At 73.4% G+C, this 18,762-nt stretch carries 6 protein-coding genes; all 6 read right to left on the bottom strand.

Annotated elements, in window-relative coordinates; all coding sequences use genetic code 11:
- Window positions 1-4: 4 nt before the first annotated feature.
- On the bottom strand, window positions 5-6,922 hold the full coding sequence (locus H4W30_RS02680; RefSeq protein WP_192741316.1) for a non-ribosomal peptide synthetase/MFS transporter: 6,918 nt from the start codon (window positions 6,920-6,922) through the stop codon (window positions 5-7).
- Complete coding sequence (locus H4W30_RS02685; protein ID WP_225948735.1) at window positions 6,919-14,859, bottom strand: non-ribosomal peptide synthetase; 7,941 nt, start codon at window positions 14,857-14,859, stop codon at window positions 6,919-6,921. The genes H4W30_RS02680 and H4W30_RS02685 overlap by 4 nt, the downstream gene beginning before the upstream one ends.
- Window positions 14,860-14,973: 114 nt before the next feature.
- Entirely contained in the window at window positions 14,974-17,421 is a 2,448-nt protein-coding gene (locus H4W30_RS02690; RefSeq protein ID WP_192741318.1) for an ATP-binding protein, read from the bottom strand.
- A 133-nt stretch (window positions 17,422-17,554) separates the two neighbouring features.
- A complete protein-coding gene (locus tag H4W30_RS02695) occupies window positions 17,555-17,881 on the bottom strand; it encodes a hypothetical protein (protein WP_192741319.1) in 327 nt (108 codons plus the stop codon).
- 85 nt (window positions 17,882-17,966) lie between these two features.
- Window positions 17,967-18,104, bottom strand: coding sequence for a hypothetical protein (locus H4W30_RS02700; RefSeq protein ID WP_192741320.1), 138 nt, complete (start codon window positions 18,102-18,104; stop codon window positions 17,967-17,969).
- Window positions 18,101-18,667 (bottom strand): helix-turn-helix domain-containing protein, encoded by a 567-nt coding sequence (locus H4W30_RS43535; RefSeq protein WP_318780513.1) that lies wholly within the window; start codon window positions 18,665-18,667, stop codon window positions 18,101-18,103. The genes H4W30_RS02700 and H4W30_RS43535 overlap by 4 nt, the downstream gene beginning before the upstream one ends.
- Window positions 18,668-18,762: the final 95 nt, after the last annotated feature.

The following is an 18,762-nucleotide window of genomic DNA, read 5'->3' on the forward strand; positions in this document are numbered from 1 at the left end:
GGCTTCACCGTGCCAGGTTCCGGTCGGCGACCGCCTGCACGCGGTCGAGGTCGGCGTCGATCTCCGCCGGTGGCGCCGCGTCCGGCAGCAGGTCCTCGATGTCGCGCAGCGGCCGGTAGCGCAGGCCGAGCATGCCCCACACCACCAGCACGGCACCGGAGACCACCATCAGCGTGGCGAAGCCGCCGAGCCGGTCGGCGAGCGGTCCCGCGGTCAGGAACCCGAGCGGTTGCATGGCGGTCGCCAGCATGACGTTGATCGCCAGCACCCGGCCCTGGAGCCGCTGGCCGACCTTCGTCTGGATGACCGACAGCCAGTGCGCGTTGCCGATGCTCATACACGCCAGCCGCACGAACAGGCCGATCGCGACCACGAACACCGAAGGCCACGCGCCCATCAGCGCCACGCCGAGCCCGGAGCCGATGACGAAGGCGATCATGCCGGTGGCGCGGCGCGCGGTGCCGCCCCAGGTGACCACGACGAGTGCGCCGACCGCCGCGCCGATCCCGCCGACGGCACTGATTACCCCCAGTTCGCCCGTCGAGCCGATCGACAGGACCAGCGGGGTGAGCCCCACCCACATCACGGCGGTGAAGTAGTTGACCACCGCGAAGTAGCCGATCATCACGAGCAGCGGTTTGCGGCGCAGCACGAACTTCCACCCGCCGGTGACCGCCTTCGCGAACGGTTCGGCCTGGGTGAAGAACATCCGGTTCGGGAACCGCACCAGCACCAGGGTGAGCACCCCGATCGCGAACGTGGCGACGTCGACCACGACCACCGCGGTCAATCCGGACAGTCCCATGAGGACACCGCCGAGGACGGGCCCGAGCACGGTGCCGAGACCGGCGCCCATGTCGGCGAGCGCGTTGGCCTGCGGCAGGTACGGCTTCGGCACCAGCTGGGCGATCGCCGCCAGGTAGGCGGGCCGGTGGAACGCCGACGCCACCGACATCACCCCGACGATCGCGCACACCGCCACGAGATCCAGCCGTCCCAAGGCGAACAGCACGGCGAGCACGGCCATCGCCGCGCCGCTCGTCAGGTCGCAGCACAGCAGGATCCGCCTGCGGTCGACCCGGTCGGCGAGCGCGCCGCCGATCGGGGTCAGCAACATGCTCGGCACGCGGGCGAGCAACATGACCAAGGCGAGGTCGACGACGCGGCCGCTGAGCTGATAGGCCCAGACGCCGAGGGCGAACGCGCTCAGTTCGTTGCCGATCATCGACACGGCCTGGCCACCCGCCACGGTGTAGAACGCGCGCAGCCCGCGCCGGGTCGCGGTCGCGGCGACCGGGACGTCGTGGACTTCGGGCGGCAGGTCGCCGCCGGCCCAGCGGGACAGCCGGTCCCGCAGCAGTGCGGCGACCTCGGCGGCCTGGTGGCGCAGGAAATAGTGCCCGGCCTTGGGCAGCACGGCCAGTTCGACGCGATCGGCGAACACGCCCCACTCGCGGTACCGCTCCTGGTACAGCTCGGTCGCCGGGTCGCTCGACCCGACCACGCACAGGACCGGGGCCGTGAGCCGGGGTCTTCCGGCGGCGTCCGGGTCGAGCGCGCGGCCGAACCACGCCTGCGCCTGTCCGGCGTCGTGCCGCAACGCCCGCAGCATCGCCGCGCTCGCGGACTCGTCCATGTCGTCCAGCAGGCCGCCGGTGGCCCGCAGCGTGTCCCGGTAGAGCCGGTCCGCCACCCAGCGTTCGCGCGGGAACCGGCGCTGCAGCCAGGCCGACAGCCTGCCTGGCAGGCGTGCGGCGGGGAAGCTGCCCGCCACGACCACTCCGGCGACGACGCGGCCGTCGGACTCGAGCCGGGCGGCGAGCGCGGTGGCCACCGCGGAGCCGACGCAGTGCCCGTACACCGCGACAGGGCCGGTGACGGTCCGGCCGATCTCGTCGGCCAGCAGGTCCACGACCTCGTCGACGGTGCGGAACGCCTCGTCGGGCCGGGCCACGTCGTGGCCGGGCAGTTCGACGGCGAGCAGGTCGAAATCCGGTGCGGCCGCGGCGAGTTCGGTGGCCAGTGGCTGGAACACCGCGGCCGAGCCGCCGCCGTAGGGCACGCAGACGAGCGTCAGCTCCGGCGCGCCCGCGCGGGCGGGGGAGAGGCGGTGCAGCAGGCGCCCGTCGTCGGTCTCCCGCCCGGCGTCGAGATGGGCGGCCAATTCGCGGACGGTCGGGTGCAGGAACAGATCGATGACCCGGAGCCGCCCGTCGATCAGCCGGACCGCGCGGACCGCGGTGAACGAATGGCCGCCGAGGGCGAAGAAGTCGTCGTCCGCACGGACCTCGGGCACCTCGAGAACCCGCGCCCACACCTCTGCGACGCGTTGCTCGGTCGGCGTTTCCGGCGCGCGCGAACCCGTCACCGGCACGGGAACCGGTGCGGTGGTCGGGCGGGACTCGTTGCGGGCCGGACCGACCGCAGCGACCGCCTGGTCCACATCGGACAGTAACCCGGTCAGGAGTGCCTGGAAGTCCGCGACGATCCCGTCGGCGGTGCCGGCGTCGAACAGGTCGGTCCGGTAGGCGAGGCCGCCGAGGTAGGTGTCGCCGTCGTTGACCAGCACCATGCTGAGGTCGAACTTCACCTGCTCGCCCGCGTCGCGGACGGCCGTCACCTCGACGCCAGGGATGACGGGCGGCGCCGCCGGTTGGTCGAGGACGTTCAGCAACACCTGGAAGATCGGTGTCGCGCCCACGGACCGTTCCGGCCGCAGCCGCTCGATGATCCCTTCGAGGGGTGTCTCGGCATGCGCGAACGCGCCGAGCACGGTCTCGCGGGACCGGGCGAGCAACTCCCGCACGGTCGGGTCGCCGCCGAGGTCGGTGCGCATGACGAGAGTGTTGACGAAGCAGCCCACGGTCGACTCGGCGTCCGGGTGATGCCGCCCGGATTCCGGCACGCCGACCGCGACGTCGTCGGTCCCGGCGCGGCGGCCGAGCAGCTCCTGCCAGCAGGCCAGCAGCACCATGAACGGCGTCACGCCCGTCTCGGCCGCGACCTGCCGGACGCGTGCGGTGAGCGCGGCGGGGAGGGCGAACCGGACGTGGCCGCCGGACCAGTCGGCCACCGCCGGGCGGGGCCGGTCGGTCGGCAACGTGAGCAGCGGCGGCAGCCCGGACAGGCGGTCGCACCACCAGTCCAGGTCCTCGTCGCGTCCGCGGGCGGCCAGCCAGGCGGCGTAGTCCGCGTACTGGACGGGCAGGGCCGCGTCCGGTGCCGATCCCGCGAGCCGCGCGGCGTACGCGTCGGCGAGGTCCGCGCCGATGACGCCGCGCGACCAGTTGTCGGTCGCGATGTGGTGCACGGTGAGCGCGAGGACGTGCTCATCGGCGGCGATCCGGAACAGCGAGGCCCGCAGCGGCGGCTCCCGGTCGAGCGCGAACGGCCGCGCCAGCTCCGCCCGCCACGCCGCGTCCACCCGGTCGGCGTCTATGTCCACAATGGACACCGGAACGCGCTCGGCGGGGACCGGAACGGCCACCGGGATGCCGTCCCGCTCCTCGATGACGCTGCGCAGGACGGTGTGCCGGGCGGCGACGTCCCGCACGGCGAGCACCATCGCCGCCGCGTCCAGTGGCCCGCGCAGCCGCAGCACGAGATCGGCGTGATAGGCCGACCCCGGGCCGAGCAGTTCGAGAAACCACAGCCGCGCCTGCGCCGACGACAAGGGCGCGGGCGCTTCGGGGTCCGGCCGCACGGGGATGGGCGCGCCACCGAACGCGCCGCCCGGGTCGGCGGACAGCACGGCGGCGAGGTCGGCCAGTACCGGGTGCTCGAACACCGTGCGCACGGCGACGTCCCGGCGCAGCGCCTCACCCAGCCGCCCCGCCACGCGCACCGCGGCGAAGGAATGACCGCCCACGGCGAAGAAGTCGTCGTCGGCGGAGATGTCGGCGTTCCCGAGCACGTCGCCCCAGACCCGCGCCACGAGCCGTTCGGCCGGGGTCGCCACCGGCCGCCGCGCGGCAGGCTCCCGCTCGGCGACGTCCGGCAGCGCGGCCCGGTCGATCTTGCCGTTCGCGTTGAGCGGCAAGCGATCCAGGACCGTGAGCGAGACGGGCACCAGGTAGTCGGGCAGGCGCTCCCGCAGCGTCCGGCGCACGGTCGCCACGTCGAGCCCCGGCCCGACCAGCCAGGCGGCGAGCCTGCGGTCCAGGCCGGTGCCGACCGGAAGCACCACGGCCTCGGCCACCCCGTCGACGTCGCGGAGGGCGGCGGTGACCTCGCCCAGTTCGACCCGGTGGCCGCGCACCTTGACCTGGTCGTCGGCGCGGCCCAGGAACTGCACGGCGCCGTCGGCCCGCACCCGCAGCAGATCGCCGCTGCGGAAGCACCGCACGCCGGTGCCCAGCGGGTCGGGCACGAACCGGGCCGCGGTCTGCGCGTCGTCGCCCAGGTAGCCGCGGGTGATCTGCGGCCCGCCGATCACCAGTTCGCCGGTCATGCCCTCGGGTACGACCGCGCCGCGCGCGTCGACGAGGTGACCGACGACGCCGGGCAGCGGCGTGCCGAGCGGGACGTATCCGGTGCGCTCGTGCGGCGGGACGGCCGCCACGTCGCACGTCATCGAGATCATCGTGCTCTCGGTGTGCCCGTAGTGGCTCTGCACCCGAAGGCCGGGGCGGGCCGCCTCGACGCGCTCGACGAGCGGCCACGGACACGCCTCACCGGCGAGGATCAGCAGCCGCCTCGGCAGCACGGTGGCCAGATCCCCGTGCCGGGCAAGGAGTTCCAGATGGCTGGGCACGCACTTGAGCACGTCGACGGGGTGCTCGGCGAGGTATCCGGCGAAGGACTCCGGATCCATCGCGGTGTCCCGGTCGACCAGGTGGACGGTGCCGCCGGTGGTCAGCGCGCCGTACACGCCGGTGAGGCCGAAATCGGCCGCGGGGGTGGAGACGACCGCGAACGACGCGCCCGCCACGTCGCCGAGCCGGGGCAGCATGCCCGACAGGTAGTGCGCGACGTTGCGGTGCTCGACCGCGACCCCCTTCGGCGCCCCGGTCGAACCGGACGTGAAGATCACGTGGATCAGATCGTGGCCCGAGACCGGGACGTCCGGCCGGGTGTCCGGCTGGGCGGCCACCGCGTCGTCGACCGTCAGGACGGTGACGCCGGGAACGGTGACGTCGAGGCCGGGTTCGGCGAGCAGGATCCGCGCGCCCGCGGTGGCGAGGATGGCGGCCACCCGCGCCCGCGGGTAGGTGGTGTCCATCGGCAGGTACGCGCCGCCGGACTTCATGATGCCCAGTACCGCGCACGCCACGTCCGTGCCCTGTTCGAGCAGCATCCCGACCGGCTCGTCGGCGCGCACGCCGAGTGCCCGCAGCCGGTGCGCGATGCGGTTGGCCCGTTCGTCGAGCCGCCGGTAGGTGAGCGAGCCGGTCGCGCCGACCACGGCGATCCGGTCCGGGCAGCGGTCGGTGGCGTCCTCGATCAGCGTGTGCACGGGGCGGAGTTCGCCCTGGTCCGGTTCCGGTCCCGCCAGCACCGGGGCGGTGACGGCTTCGATCGGCACCTCGGCCACGGGCCGGTCGAGGTCCGCGGTGATCCCGTCGACGAGGGTGACGAACCAGCGGGCGATCCGGTCCGCGGTGCCCCGGTCGAACAGGTCGGTGCGGTAGGACAGCCCGCCCGAATAGCCGTCGCCGGACCGGGACAGCGCGAGGCTCAGGTCGAACTTGACGCTCCGCACCGGCGGTTCGGTGACCCGCGCGGCCAGACCGGGGAATTCGGGCGCCCGCGACGGTTCGTCGAGCACGTTGAGCATGACCTGGAAGATCGGCGAAGCGTCGAGCCCGCGTCGTGGCGCGACCCGTTCGACGATCCGCTCGAACGGCACGTCCGGGTGGGCGAACGCGTCGAGCACCGTGTCCCTGGCGGCGGAGAGCAGTTCGCGGCCGGTGGTCGCGCCGGCCAGGTCGGTGCGCAGCACCAGCGTGGTGACGAAGCAGCCGACGACCCGTTCGGCCTCCGGGTGGCGGCGGCCGGACTCCGGCACCCCGACCGGCACGTCGGTGGTCCCGGCCAGCCTGGCGAGCAGTGTCTGCCAGCACGCCAGGAACACCATGAACGGGGTGACACCGATGGCACGGCCGATCTCCCGCACTCGCGCGGTGAGCGCGGCGGGCACCTCGACCTCGACCTCCGCGCCGTCGTCCCCGGCCACGGCCGGGCGAGGCCGGTCGGTCGGCAGCTCCAGCACCGGAGGGAGCCCGGCGAGCCGTTCGAGCCACCAAGCCAGGTCGGCCTCGGCGGTGTCCGGCCTGGAACCGTTCCACGCCACCAGATCCGCGTACTGGAGCGCCGGTTCCGGCGGCATGTCACGGACGCCGAGGCGGGCCGCGTAACAGGCGGCGAGGTCGTCGAGCACGACCGCGGCCGACGGGGCGTCCATCGCGATGTGGTGGAACGTCAGCGCCAGCACCCGCCGCTCGGCGGCGACGCGGAACAGCACCGCCCGCATCGGTGGCATGTCTTCGAGCGCGAACGGACGGATGGCCTCGGCGCCCACCTCGGCGTCCAGCTCCGCCGCGGGGACGTCCACAATGGACACCGGGACAGCCGGTCCGGCGCACCGCATCGGCGCGCCGTCGATCTCCCGGTACACGCCGCGGAGCACGTCGTGGCGGTCGGCGACGTCCCGGACCGCGGCGAGGAGCGCGGTCTCGTCGGCCGGCCCGGTCAGGTCGAGCACGAGCGGCAGGTTGTAGGCGTGGCCGCCGGGTTCGAAGCGGGCCAGGAACCACAGCCTGGCCTGCGCGGACGACAGCGGCACCGGTGACCCGTCGCGAGGGAGCCGGGGGATGGCGGGCTCCTTCGCGACGGGTGTCCCGCCATGCAACGCGGCGGTGGCGCGGCCGGCGAGCAGCTCGCGCAGGCGTCGTTGTGCGGGAGTGACGAGTGAGTCGGTCATGCGGTGCTCCCGGTCGGGACATCGGCGCCGTCGTCCGCCAGTGCGGTCATCGCGATCCGTTCCAGTTCCGTGGCGAATTCCCGCAACACCGGCCGGTCGAACAGGCACCGCACGGGGACGGGGAAACCGAACGCCTCGGCGAGGCGGCCGACGACCTTGGTCGCGGCGAGCGAATGTCCGCCGAGGCCGAAGAAGTCGTCCAGGGCGCCGACCCGCTCCCGGCCGAGAACCTCGGCCCAGGTCATTGCGATGAGTTCCTCGACCGCCGACGCGGGCGGGCTGTCCGGCCGCGCCGGTGCCGAGGGCGCGGGCAACGCGGCGCGGTCCACCTTGCCGGTCGCGGTGACCGGGAACGCGTCGAGCGAGACCCACCGGTGCGGCACCGCGTAGTCGGGCAACCGGCCGCGCAGCACGGCCGCCACCGTCTCGGTGTCCACAGTGGACGGGGTGAGGTAACCGACGAGATGTGGTTCGCCTTCTCCAGTGCGCATCACGACCACCGCGTCGGTCACTCCGGGGACCGTGCGCAGCACGTGCTCCACCTCTCCGAGTTCCACCCGGTTCCCGCGGATCTTCACCTGGTGGTCGGCGCGGCCGTGGAACTCCATTACGCCGTCGGCGCGCCAGCGGACCAGATCGCCGGTGCGGTAGGAACGCCCTCCGTGCAACGGGTCGGTGCCGAAGGCGGCCGCGGTCTGCTCCGGGCGGCCCAGGTAACCCGGTGTCACACCGGCGCCGCCGATGGACAATTCGCCGACCGCGCCGGGAAGCGCGGTCTGTCCGAACGGGTCGACCACGGTGAGCAGCGTGCCGCCGAGCGGTCCGCCGATCGGTATCGGCCGGTCGGCCGCCAGATCGGCGGTGGTCACGAGATGTGTGGTCGCGGTGATGGTGGTCTCCGTGGGTCCGTAACAGTTGCGCAGGCTGGCGACGCGGGCGGTGATCTGCCGCGCCAGTACGACGTCGAGGGCTTCGCCGCCGGAGTACACGTGCAGTCCCGGCAGATCGGGAAGCCCGGCTGCGACGAGCATCCGCAAGGTGGTCGGTGTCGGGTTGAACCTGGTCGCGCCGGTGGAGACGAGCCGCTGGACCAGCGCGTGCCCGTCGACGGCACAGTCCCGGTCGGCGATCGCGCAGTGCGCGCCCGCGGTCAGCGTCGTCCAGATCTCGCCGGTGGCCGTGTCGAACACGAGCGGCGCCACCGCGAGCCACGTGTCGGACGGCTGTACGCCGGTGACTTCGCGGAAGGCGTGGACCAGTGCGGCGAGGTTCCGATGCGTGACCGCGACGCCCTTCGGTTCGCCGGTCGAGCCGGACGTGTAGAGGACGTAGGCGAGGTCGTCTTGGCCCGGCTCTCGCAGGGCGCGCGTGTCCGTGACGGGGGCGTCGAGGTCCACGACGGTCAGGTGCGGCAACGCGGCGCGGGCCACGTCCAGCGCGTGGCCGCGGGCGGCGACGACCCGGACCCCGGCGTCGGCGGCGAGCGCCGCGATCCGGTCCGCGGGATGGCCGGGATCCAGTGGCAGGTACGCACCACCCGCCCGCCACACCGCGAGCAGCCCGGCGGGCAGGTGTTCGTCGCGGGGCAGGAATACGCCGACCACGTCGCCGGTGGTGACGCCCGCGGCGAGCAGACCGCGGGCGCCCTGTGCCGACCGGTCGGCCAGATCTCCATAGGACAGTCGTCCGGCCGGTGACGACGTCGCCACCGCGCCGGGCGGTTGCGCGAGTACGTCGGTGACCACGGTTCGGTTGGCGGGCAACGGGTTCCCGGTACCCCAGCGGCGCAGCGCCGCCCGTTCCGCGTCGTCCGATATGTCCAGTGTGGACAGTTCGGCGTCCGGATCGGCGGTGAGCCGGTCGAGGAGGGTGCCGTACCAGCGGGACCACCGTTCGATCGTGGCGCGGTCGAACAGATCGGCGCGGAACACGAGCCTTCCCACGTAGCCGTCGCCGGTGGCGGCGAGGTCCAGGTTCAGGTCGTACAGCGCGGTGGCGACCGGTTGCGGCAGCACCGTCACGGCCAGATCACCGAGCTCCGCGGTCGCCTGCTCGTCGAGGACGTTCATCATCACCTGGCACACCGGGGTGCTCGCCGGGTCCCGCTCCGGCGCGAGCCGCCGCACGACCTCGTCGAACGGCACGTCGGCGTGCGCGAACGCGTCGAGTACCGCCGCGCGTGTCCTGGCCACGAGGTCGCGGCCCGACCGGGCTCCGAAATCGGCGCGGACGGCCACGGTGTCGACGAAGAAGCCGACCATCGCGCCCAGTTCGGCGGTGCGGCGGCCGCTGTGCGGGACGGCGACCGCGAGGTCCCGTACCCCGGCAAGTCGCGCGAGCAGCAGTTGCCAGGCTGCGAGCAGGATCGTGAACGGCGTGGTCCCGGCGTCGCCCGCCATCGCGCGGACCCGGCCGGTGACGTCCGAGGACAGCCGGACCGGGACCTCGTCCGCCGTCCAGTCGGCGATGGCGGGGCGGGGCCGGTCGGCGGGCAACCGCAACGCGGGCAGGTCCGCGAGCCGCCGCTCCCACCAGTCGAGCCCCGCGGCGTGGTCCTGCTCGCGCTCCCGTGCGGCGTGGTCGGCGTACTGGAGCGAGGGCGGCGGCGGCCAGTCGTCGGGTTCCGTGCGGTACCACCGGTCCACTTCGGACAACAGGAGGCGTTGGGAGACCGCGTCGGTGGCGATGTGGTGGCACGTCACGGTCAGCACGTGGTGGTCCGGCGCGAGCCGGAACAGGACCACGCGCAGCGGTGGCGCGGCGTCCAGCGCGAACGGCCGCCGGATCTCGGCCGCCACCGTCGCGTCCGCCGACGGCTCCGCTATGTCCACAGTGGACATCGGAATCGCGTCGGCCGGTCCGAGGAGCGCGACCGGCTCCCCGTCGATCTCGGTGAAGAGGCTGCGCAGCACGTGATGGCGCGTCGCGAGCGCGCGGACCGCGCGGTACAGCCGAGGCTCGTCCAGTGCGCCCCGGATCCGCAGCACGGTGGGGGAGTTGTAGGCGGCGCTGTCCGGGTCGAGCTTCGCCGCGAACCACAGCATGCGCTGCGCCGGCGACAGCGGCGCGGGTGCGGCCGGGTCCGCCCGGGCGACGAGCGGGTGGTCGTCGAAGGCGGCGTCCGCGTCGATCCGTGCGGTGAAGTCGGCGAGTACCGGGTGGTCGAACAAGGTGCGGACGGTGACCCGGCGTCTCAGCCGGGTGTGCAGGAGGCCGACCACCCTGGTCGCCGCCAGCGACCGGCCGCCGAGCGCGAAGAAGTCGCTGTCCGGCCCGATCTCCTCGTCGAGTTCGAGGCACTCCCGCCACACTTGCGCGACCAGCGCCTCGGCGTCCGACAGCGGCGCGGCCGCGGCCGGAGGGGCGGCGGGCACCGGCGGGAGCGCGCGCCGGTCGAGCTTTCCGTTGGGCAGCAAGGGGAGCGTGTCCAGGGTGCGCCACGAACTCGGCACCATGTAGGCGGGGAGCAGCCGCCGCAGCTCTCGTTCGACGGCCGCCGCGTCGACGGTCGCGGGCGTGAGGTAGCCGATCACGTGCGCGTCCACGCCGTCCGCGGCCACCGCCACCGCCGCGTCGTCCACATCGGACAGTCCACGAAGGACGGTCTCGATCTCGCCCGGCTCGAACCGGTTGCCGCGCACCTTCACCTGGTCGTCGGCGCGCCCGAGGAACTCCAGCGTCGCGTCGGGACGCCACCGGACCAGGTCACCGGTGCGGTAGCAGCGTTCGCCGGGACGGACCGGGCCGGCGACGAACGCGGACGAGGTCAGCTCGGGCCGCGCCCGGTAGCCGGTCGCCACACCGGCGCCACCGATCCACAGCTCACCGATCGCGCCGGGCGGCGCGAGCCTGCCCGCCTCGTCCACCACGTACAGCCGGGCGCCCGGCGTCGGCGAGCCGATCGGGACCCGGTCCTGGCCGGTGAGCCGGTGCGCGGTCGCCGCGACCGTGGTCTCCGTGGGGCCGTACCCGTTCCACAGCTCGCCGACCAGCGGCAGGGCCCGCGCGGCGAGCTCCGGGTCGAGCACCTCGCCGCCGAGCAGCAGCCGCAGCGCGGGGTCGCCTGACCAGCCCGCGGCGAGCAGCATCCGCAGGCTCGTGGGCGTCAGGTCGACGACCGTGACACCGCTCCCGGCGATCCGCCGCGCGAGCCGGTGACCGTCGACGGCGGTGTCGCGGTCGGCGACGACGCAGCGCGCGCCGGTGGCGAGCGGCCACCACAGTTCTTCGGCGGACACGTCGAAGGCGAGCGGCGCGAGCGCGAGCATCGCGTCGTCCCGCGTCATGCCGGGGGAGAGCATCCGGGACCGGACGAACGCGTGCAGGTTGGCGTGGCTGATCTCGACGCCCTTGGGCCGCCCGGTCGACCCCGACGTGTACAGCACGTAGGCGAGCGCGTCGCCGTCCGGCAACACCGGCTCGAAGGGCTCTCCGTCGGTTCGGTCGGCGTCGACCACGCGCAGGCCCGGTACGGCTTCGGCGACCTCCGACGCCATCGGCTGGGCGTCGCCCCGCGTGAGCACGACGCGCAGCTCCGCCTCACTCGCGAGCTGGGCCAGTCTGGCGGCGGGTTGCTCGGTGTCGAGCGGCAGATACCCCGCGCCCGCCCGCCAGACGGCGAGCAGCGCGGCGGGCAGGAACTCGTCGCGCGGCAGGCACACGCCGACCGTGTCGCCGGCCGTCACCCCGGACGCGGCGAGTACGCCTGCGATCCGGTCGGCGTGGCCTGCCAGTTCCGCGTACGTCAGCCGCCCGCTCGCCGACGACACCGCGACCGCGTCCGGTGTCCGCGAGGCGTTGCGCCACACCGCGTCCGGCACGCCGGTCGTGCCGTCGTCCGGCAGCGCGGGGCCGGTTCCCCACGCCGTCAGCTCGGCGACTTCCCCGTCCGCCGCCAGTGCCAGCGCGGACAACGCGGTGTCCGGTGTGGACACAGCGGAGCGCAGAAGGTGCAGCAGGGAACGGGTGAACCAGCGGGCGCGGCCGGGATCGAGCCACGACGGATCGTGCTCGACGATCAGTTCGGCGCCGCCGACGTTGGCGTTCACGAACACCGTCAGCGGGGTGTGGCTGCCGCCGGTCGGCAGTTCGCCGAGAAGGCCGAGCCGCGTGTCCGGCCCGTGCGCCGACAACGGGACGCCGTCGGGCTGCACCGCGATCGACACGGGGGTGAGCGGGACCCCAGCGGGCCGGTCGCAACCCCACAGTCCGGCGAGTTCACCGCTGGGCAGGCCGCGGTGATCGATGGCGTGTGCCGCGGTGGTCATGGCGGTGCGCAGCAGGTCGCGGAACGACGTGTCCGCGTCGAGCCGCAACCGGACCGGCAGGACGTCGACCAGCGGGCCGATGGTGTGTTCGAGCTCGGCGCGGTCCCGTTGGGCGGCCGCCATCCCGAGGAGCACGTCCTGGCCCCGCACCAGTTCGCCGACCAGCACCCCCACCGCGGACAGGTAAACCGCGAACGGCGTCACCCCGCTCGATTCGGCGAGCGCGCGCACCGCCGATTCCAGCGACTCGGGCAGTGGCGTGCTGATCCGCTCGCCTTCGAAACGCCGCCGGCCGTGTACGACGCGGTCGAACAGGGCGTCCGGCGGCGTCGCCCCCGCCAGTTCGGCCGACCAGTACGCCGTCAGCCGGTCTCGCTCGCCGGGCACCTCCGCGAGCGAGCGTTCCCGCAACGCCACCGCACCGACCTGCGCGAAGGAAGCCGCGGGAGTGCCGGCCAGTTCCGCCATGAGCACACCGATTGACGCACCGTCGGTGGCGATGTGGTCGGACACGACGACCAGGTCGGCCACGTCGTCGGCGAGGCGCAGCAGGGTGATCCGCAGGAGCGGCGTGTCCTTCGTGAGGTCGAACGCGTGCCGGGCGGCGGCCTCGGCCAGTTCGCCGGCGCGGCGGTCCGCGTCGGCGAGCCCGCGCAGGTCGTGCTCGTCCACCGGGACCGGCGCCGGCGGACCCACCACCATGACCGGTTCGCCGTCGTGGTCACCGATCGTGCCGCGCAAGACCTCGTGCCGCGCCACGATCCCGTCCGCGGCCGCCCGCAGCGTGGGAAGCGACACCCGGCCATGAAGCCGCAGCCGCCACGCGACGGTCGTCGCGGTGCCGGTCGAGCCGAGCTGGGCGAGGGTCCACAGATCCCGCTGCGTGCCGGTCAGCGGGTAAATCTCCCGGTCCGGGTTTTCGGTCAGGGCCACCGAGGGCGCCGCGGCAGGGGCGTCCGCGAGCCGCCGCGCGACCGCCGCCACCGTGCCATCGGAGAGGAACTCCGCCAGCGTCACCACCCGGCCGGTGCCCTCCCGCAGCCGAGCGACCGCGCGCGCCGCGGCGAGGGAGTGCCCGCCCGATTCGGAGAACCGGTCGTGCACTCCAATCCCCGGCAACCCGAACGCGGCCGCGACCACGTCGGCGACCAGCCGCTCGGCCTCGGTACGCGGGGCGACGTACTCGGTCTCCTCGCGGTCGAACACCCACGCCGCCAGCGCGGCCCGGTCCGCCTTTCCGGTCGTGCCGAGCGGGATCGCGTCGAGCACGGCGATCCGGGACGGCACCAGATGCGCGGGCAGCCGCGATCGCAGCCACCGCAACAGTTCCGGCTCGGACACCGAGTCACCGGCCGGTTCGGCGAACCCGACGAGCCTGCGCTCCCCGTGCTCGTCGGCGGGCGCGAGCACCACCGCGTTGCCGATGGCCGGATGGGTGAGCAGCGCCGCCTGGACCTGTCCCGGTTCGATCCGGAAGCCGCGCACCTTCACCTGGTCGTCGGCGCGGCCGACGAAATGGTGCACGCCGTCGTGGCGCCGGACCAGGTCACCGGTGCGGTAGTGCCGGACGCCGCGGGAGTCGGTCACGAACTTCTCGGCGGTCAGCTCCGGCTGCCCCAGATACCCGCGCGTCACGAGCGTTCCACTGACCCACAGCTCACCGACCTCGCCGTCGCCGAGCGTGCGGCCGTCGGCGTCCCGCACCGAGAACGCGGCGCCGGGCAGCGGGGTGCCGATCGGCGGGTCGTCCAGCCCGTCCCGGCCGACCTCGTGGCACGAGCAGTTCACCGTCGCCTCGGTCGGGCCGTAGCAGTTCACGATCCGCCGCACGCCCTCGTTGGCGTAGAGGCGGTCGACGAGTGACCGGTGCAGTGCCTCGCCCGCGATCGCGACGGTCCGCACCGAACGCGGCAGCGGCGTGCGCGCCAGCACCGCCAGCACGGACGGCACGCCCTGCACGAACGTCACCTCGTCCCGCGCGGCCAGCCCGGGCAGCGCGAGCAGGTTCTCGGCGAGCACCAGGCTCCCGCCGGTCACCAGGGGCGGGAACACCTCGGCGACGGACGCGTCGAAGCAGACCGACGCGGCGCCGAGCACGCCACGCAGTTCGTCGTCGCCGTAGGTGGCGGCGGCCCAAGCCAGCAACGCGAGCACGTTGCGATGCTCGACCTGGACGCCTTTCGGCCTGCCGGTGGAGCCGGACGTGTAGATCACGTACGCGAGATCCGTACCGGAACCCGGGACACCGGGGGAGGTCGTGGGCGAGGCGGTGACGTCTCCGACGGCCAGCACCGGCACACAGGCTTCCGCGAGCGCGGCCGGATCCGGTTCGTCCGCCAGCACCAGCGACAGCCCGGAGTCCGCGACGACCGACGCGCCGTGCGCCGGCGGAGCGGCCGGGTCCAGCGGGACGTACGCGCACCCCGCCTTCAGCACTCCCAGGAGCGCGGGCACCAGCCACCGGCCGCGGCGCAGGCAGACGCCGACCAGGTCACCGCGCGCCACCCCGCGGCCGAGCAGGGCGTGCGCGACCGAGTTCGCGGCCTCGTCCAGCCGGGCGTAGCTCAGCCTCTCGTCACCCGCGACGAGCGCACAGCGGTGGGGCGTCTTCCGCACCTGCTCCTCGAACGCCTCGTGTACCCGGTCGAACGCACCCAGATCTGCCCGCAACCCGCTGAATCCCCTCATGCCCGTCCGGACTTCCGGACCTCGGCAGATTGAACTTGCGGGACGACGCCGGGACCAGGAACTCCGACCGGAACTATTCGGCGGGCGAAGTTCCGGTCACGACGAGACCATCGCGGTGCCCATCGCGTCGTACAGCGTCCGCGCGCGTTCGCGGAACGGCCTCGCCTTGTCCGGATCACCGGCGTCGTCGTGGGTCGCGGCGATCCCGGTCAGCGCGCGGGCCTCCTCGTGCGGTTCGCTGGTGAGCCGGGCGAGGTCGGCGGCCCGCGTGTAGTGCGCCATCGCGGACGACCGGTCCCCGCACGCCAGCGCGCTGTCCGCGAGCCCGTTGTGCACGAGGGTCTCCAGCGGCCGGATGCCGGTCGCCACCGCGATGTCGAGCGCCGCCTCCTGATGCAGGCGGGCCGCGGCCAGGTCGCCTTGCCGGAGGTGCACCAGCCCGAGATAGGCCAGCGCGTACCCTTCGGCCTCGCGGTGGCCCTCGGCCCTGCTGACCGCCAGCGACCGGTCGAGGTGGTCGCGGGCTTCCGTCCACCGGCCGAGCGCGCGGTACACGTCGCCGAGGTTGTGCAGCGAGATCGCCTCGCTCAGCCGGTCGTCGATGCTTCGGGCGATGGTCAGGCACTGCCGGTAGCAGCCGAGAGCGGCGTCCAGATCGCCCCGGCGTTCGTGGATGAAGCCGAGGTTGGACAGCGAACGTCCCTCGTTGAGGCGGTCCCCGGTCTCCTGGGAGACCGTGACCGCCCTGCTCAGATGGTCCGCCGCGGCGGTGTACCGGCCCAGCTGCGCGTACACGGTGCCGAGGGTGTTCAGCGCGCGGCCGGCGACGACCGGGCTGCCGTCGACGTCGAGGCAGCGGGTCAGATGCGTCACCGCCTCGTCGAAATGGCCGAGCCTGGCGCAGATCGCGGCCAGGTCGACGAGCGCCTGCTGGGTGCCGATGGCGTCGCCCGCCCGCTGTGCCTCGGTGAGCGCGAGCCGGTGCAGGGTGCGCAGGGCGCCGTAGTGACCGTTCACGCGCAACGCCTGCCACAGCACGGTCGAGAGGTCCCGGGCATAGGTGTCGCCGGTGGCCGACGACTGTTCCGCGATGGCGATCAAGGTGGGCAGCTCCGCCGCCAGCCAGGTCGCCGCCTCCTCGGCGCCGGTGAACACGACGTTCCCGGCGACCGGGGTGAGCAGGGGTCTTCGGTTGGGGTCGCCCGCCGTCATCGCCCTGGCCGCGTCGGCCGCTCCGGCCACACAATGCTCGCCGAGGCGGCGCAGGGCTGCCGACCGCCGCTCCGCCGGTTCCTCGTCGGCGCGGCCGCGCGCGTAATCGCGGACCAGGTCGTGGAATTCGAACCGGCCGTCCACGCGGTGCGCGAGCAGCAGATGACTGTCGACGAGCGCGTCGAGGAGCCTGCGGGTCTCCGCCGGGTCCGTGCCCAGCAGCGCCGCCGCGGCGGCGGTGTCCCAGTGCGGGCCGGGATGGAGCCCGAGCAGACGCAGGCCAGAGGCCACGTCGCCGGGCAGCGCCTCGTAGGACCAGGACAGCACCGAGGGCAGTGAGGTGGTCTTCTCTTCGGTGGTCAGCGCGGCGAGCCGGTCCCCGGTCGGGCGCATGGAGGAGGCCACGTTCGCCAGGTTCCGGTTGTGCGCGAGCCGCTCACCGACGATGCGCAGGGCGAGCGGCAGGCCGCCGCACCCCGACACCATGTCGGCGAGCGCGGTCCGGTCGGCGAACCTCCGCCCGTGGCCTGCCAACCGGTCGAGCAGGGAGAACGACTCCCGCTCGGTCAGCAGCGGCACCGGCACCCGGCGCGCGTCGGCGCTGATCGTCAGCCCGTGCAGTGCCGCGCGGCTCGTCACCACCACCGCGCAGCCCGCGTGGCCCGGGAGCAGCGGCCGGACCTGGTCCGCCGAGCGGGCGTTGTCCAGCACGATGAGCACCGACCGGCCGGCCAGCACACTGCGCAGCGACGCGGCCCGGTCGTCGAGGTCGGCGGGCACGTCCGCCACCGGCACGCCGAGCGCCCGCAGGAACGACCGCAGCACCTCGGCCGGGTCGGCGGGCGCCCCCGGCCCGTACCCGCGCAGGTTCGCGAACAGCTGCCCGTCGGGGAAGTCGTGTTTGACCCGCTGTGCCCACTGCACGGCCAAGGAGGTCTTGCCGACCCCGGCCATGCCTTCCAGCACCGCCACGACGACACCCTCGTCGGCCCCTTCGCCGTGGAGGGCGTCGAGCGCGTCGATCTCCCGCTCCCGCCCGATGAACGACGTGATGCCGGAGGGCAGTTGCGCGGGCACCGAGACGACCGGCGTTCTCGCAGGCGACACGGCGTCCGGGCAGTAGTGCCGCACGAACCGGCTCGCCTGCTCGCCCTGGAGACCCAGCCCCAGCGCCAGTGCCTCCACCGAATGACGGCGCGGCCGGGCGACCCGGCCGCGCTCGATGTTGCTGATGCTCCGCACCGTCAGCCCGGTGCGTTCCGCCAACTCCTCCTGCGTGAGCCCGGCGTCCCGCCGCGACTCACCCAGCAACGACCTCGGCCGGGGGTCCATTTTGCGGATGGTAGAGCGGGCGCGACGACGAAATGTAGAGGTTCACCGAGAATTTTGATCGAAATTGGTCGAAAACGCCCGCCGGGCCGGGTCCTGCGGCGAGCGAGGACCCGGCCCGTCCGGTGATCGGGGATCAGGGGTTGAAGAGGCGGTGCAGCCAGCCGAAGGTGTCATCGAACTTGTCCCACGTCCACGAACCGATCTTTTGGTAATGGCGCTCCAGCAACGTCTGCGGGATTGCGGACCAACCCTCCGGCAGCGACCTCTTGTTGATCTTGATCGCCCCGATTCCCGTGAATACGGTGTTCACCATCGCCTTCCCGAGGGCGGTGTGGAACTCACTGCTCTCCCAGCCGTAACGCATGCCGTTCGCTCCCGCCGCGAGGAATCCGGAGGCGATGGACACGATCTTGGCGGCGGTGCCGATGGCGGCGAGCGGTAGCGCTCCCGCGGTGAGCAACGCGCCGATACTGCAGCTGGCGGAGAGCAGGCCTGCCCAGTCCGCGAGGCGGTCGAAGAACTTCGCCGATTCCTCGAGAAGCCGATCAGGGTCCCTCGATCGCGAGCGGCGGCAGAGCGTCGGCCTGCGGTGTCACGTCGGCGCCGGCGGGCACGGCGCCGATGGCGAAGCCGGCGAGAGCGGCGAGAGTGGCGGCCAGCGCCGCTCTCCACGGATGCTTCATACGGATCTCCTCTTGCGGTGGTTTCCCGGCGCTGACGTGCCGGTGGTCGGTCGGGACGAGGCCGCTGCCCGTTCGAAGTCGGCGCGCGCCTGGCCGGACAGGCCGAGCCCGGCCGCGATGAGCCGGACCGTGTCGCGGCGGGGCCTGCTGACCCGGCCGTGTTCGAGGTCCCTGATCGCCCGGACGCTGACGGTGGAGCGTGCGGCGAGAAGCCGCTGGGTCGCGCCGAGGCTCTGCCGGTGGCGCCGCAGCAACTCGCCGAAATGGACCGGACGATCATCCGCCGGGGTGATGGACGCCAGTGCCGGGGCGGCATCGGCCACCCGCATGAGGTATCCGGGAGGTCTGGTGACGATGGACGACGGCAGGCCGATCCCGTCCAGGTTCGCCCGCAGCGCCGACACGCAGAGCCGCACCTGGGTGCGCGCGGTGGCGGGCGGTTCGGTGGCCCAGACCGCGTCGACCAACCGGTCGATGCCGACCACCCGGTTCGCGTTGAGCAACAATACGTCCAGCACGATCGCCTGCCTGCCGGGCAGGCCGATGTGAACACCTCGGGTCACTGGCGTCCTCCGCTTCGCTCAGCGACTCACGTCACCGATGCGCATATGGTCGGAAAGTGACAGGGGAGGGACAACCGGAAGTTTCACCGAAAAAG

This window comes from Amycolatopsis roodepoortensis (assembly GCF_014873915.1).
GTDB lineage: Bacteria > Actinomycetota > Actinomycetes > Mycobacteriales > Pseudonocardiaceae > Amycolatopsis > Amycolatopsis roodepoortensis.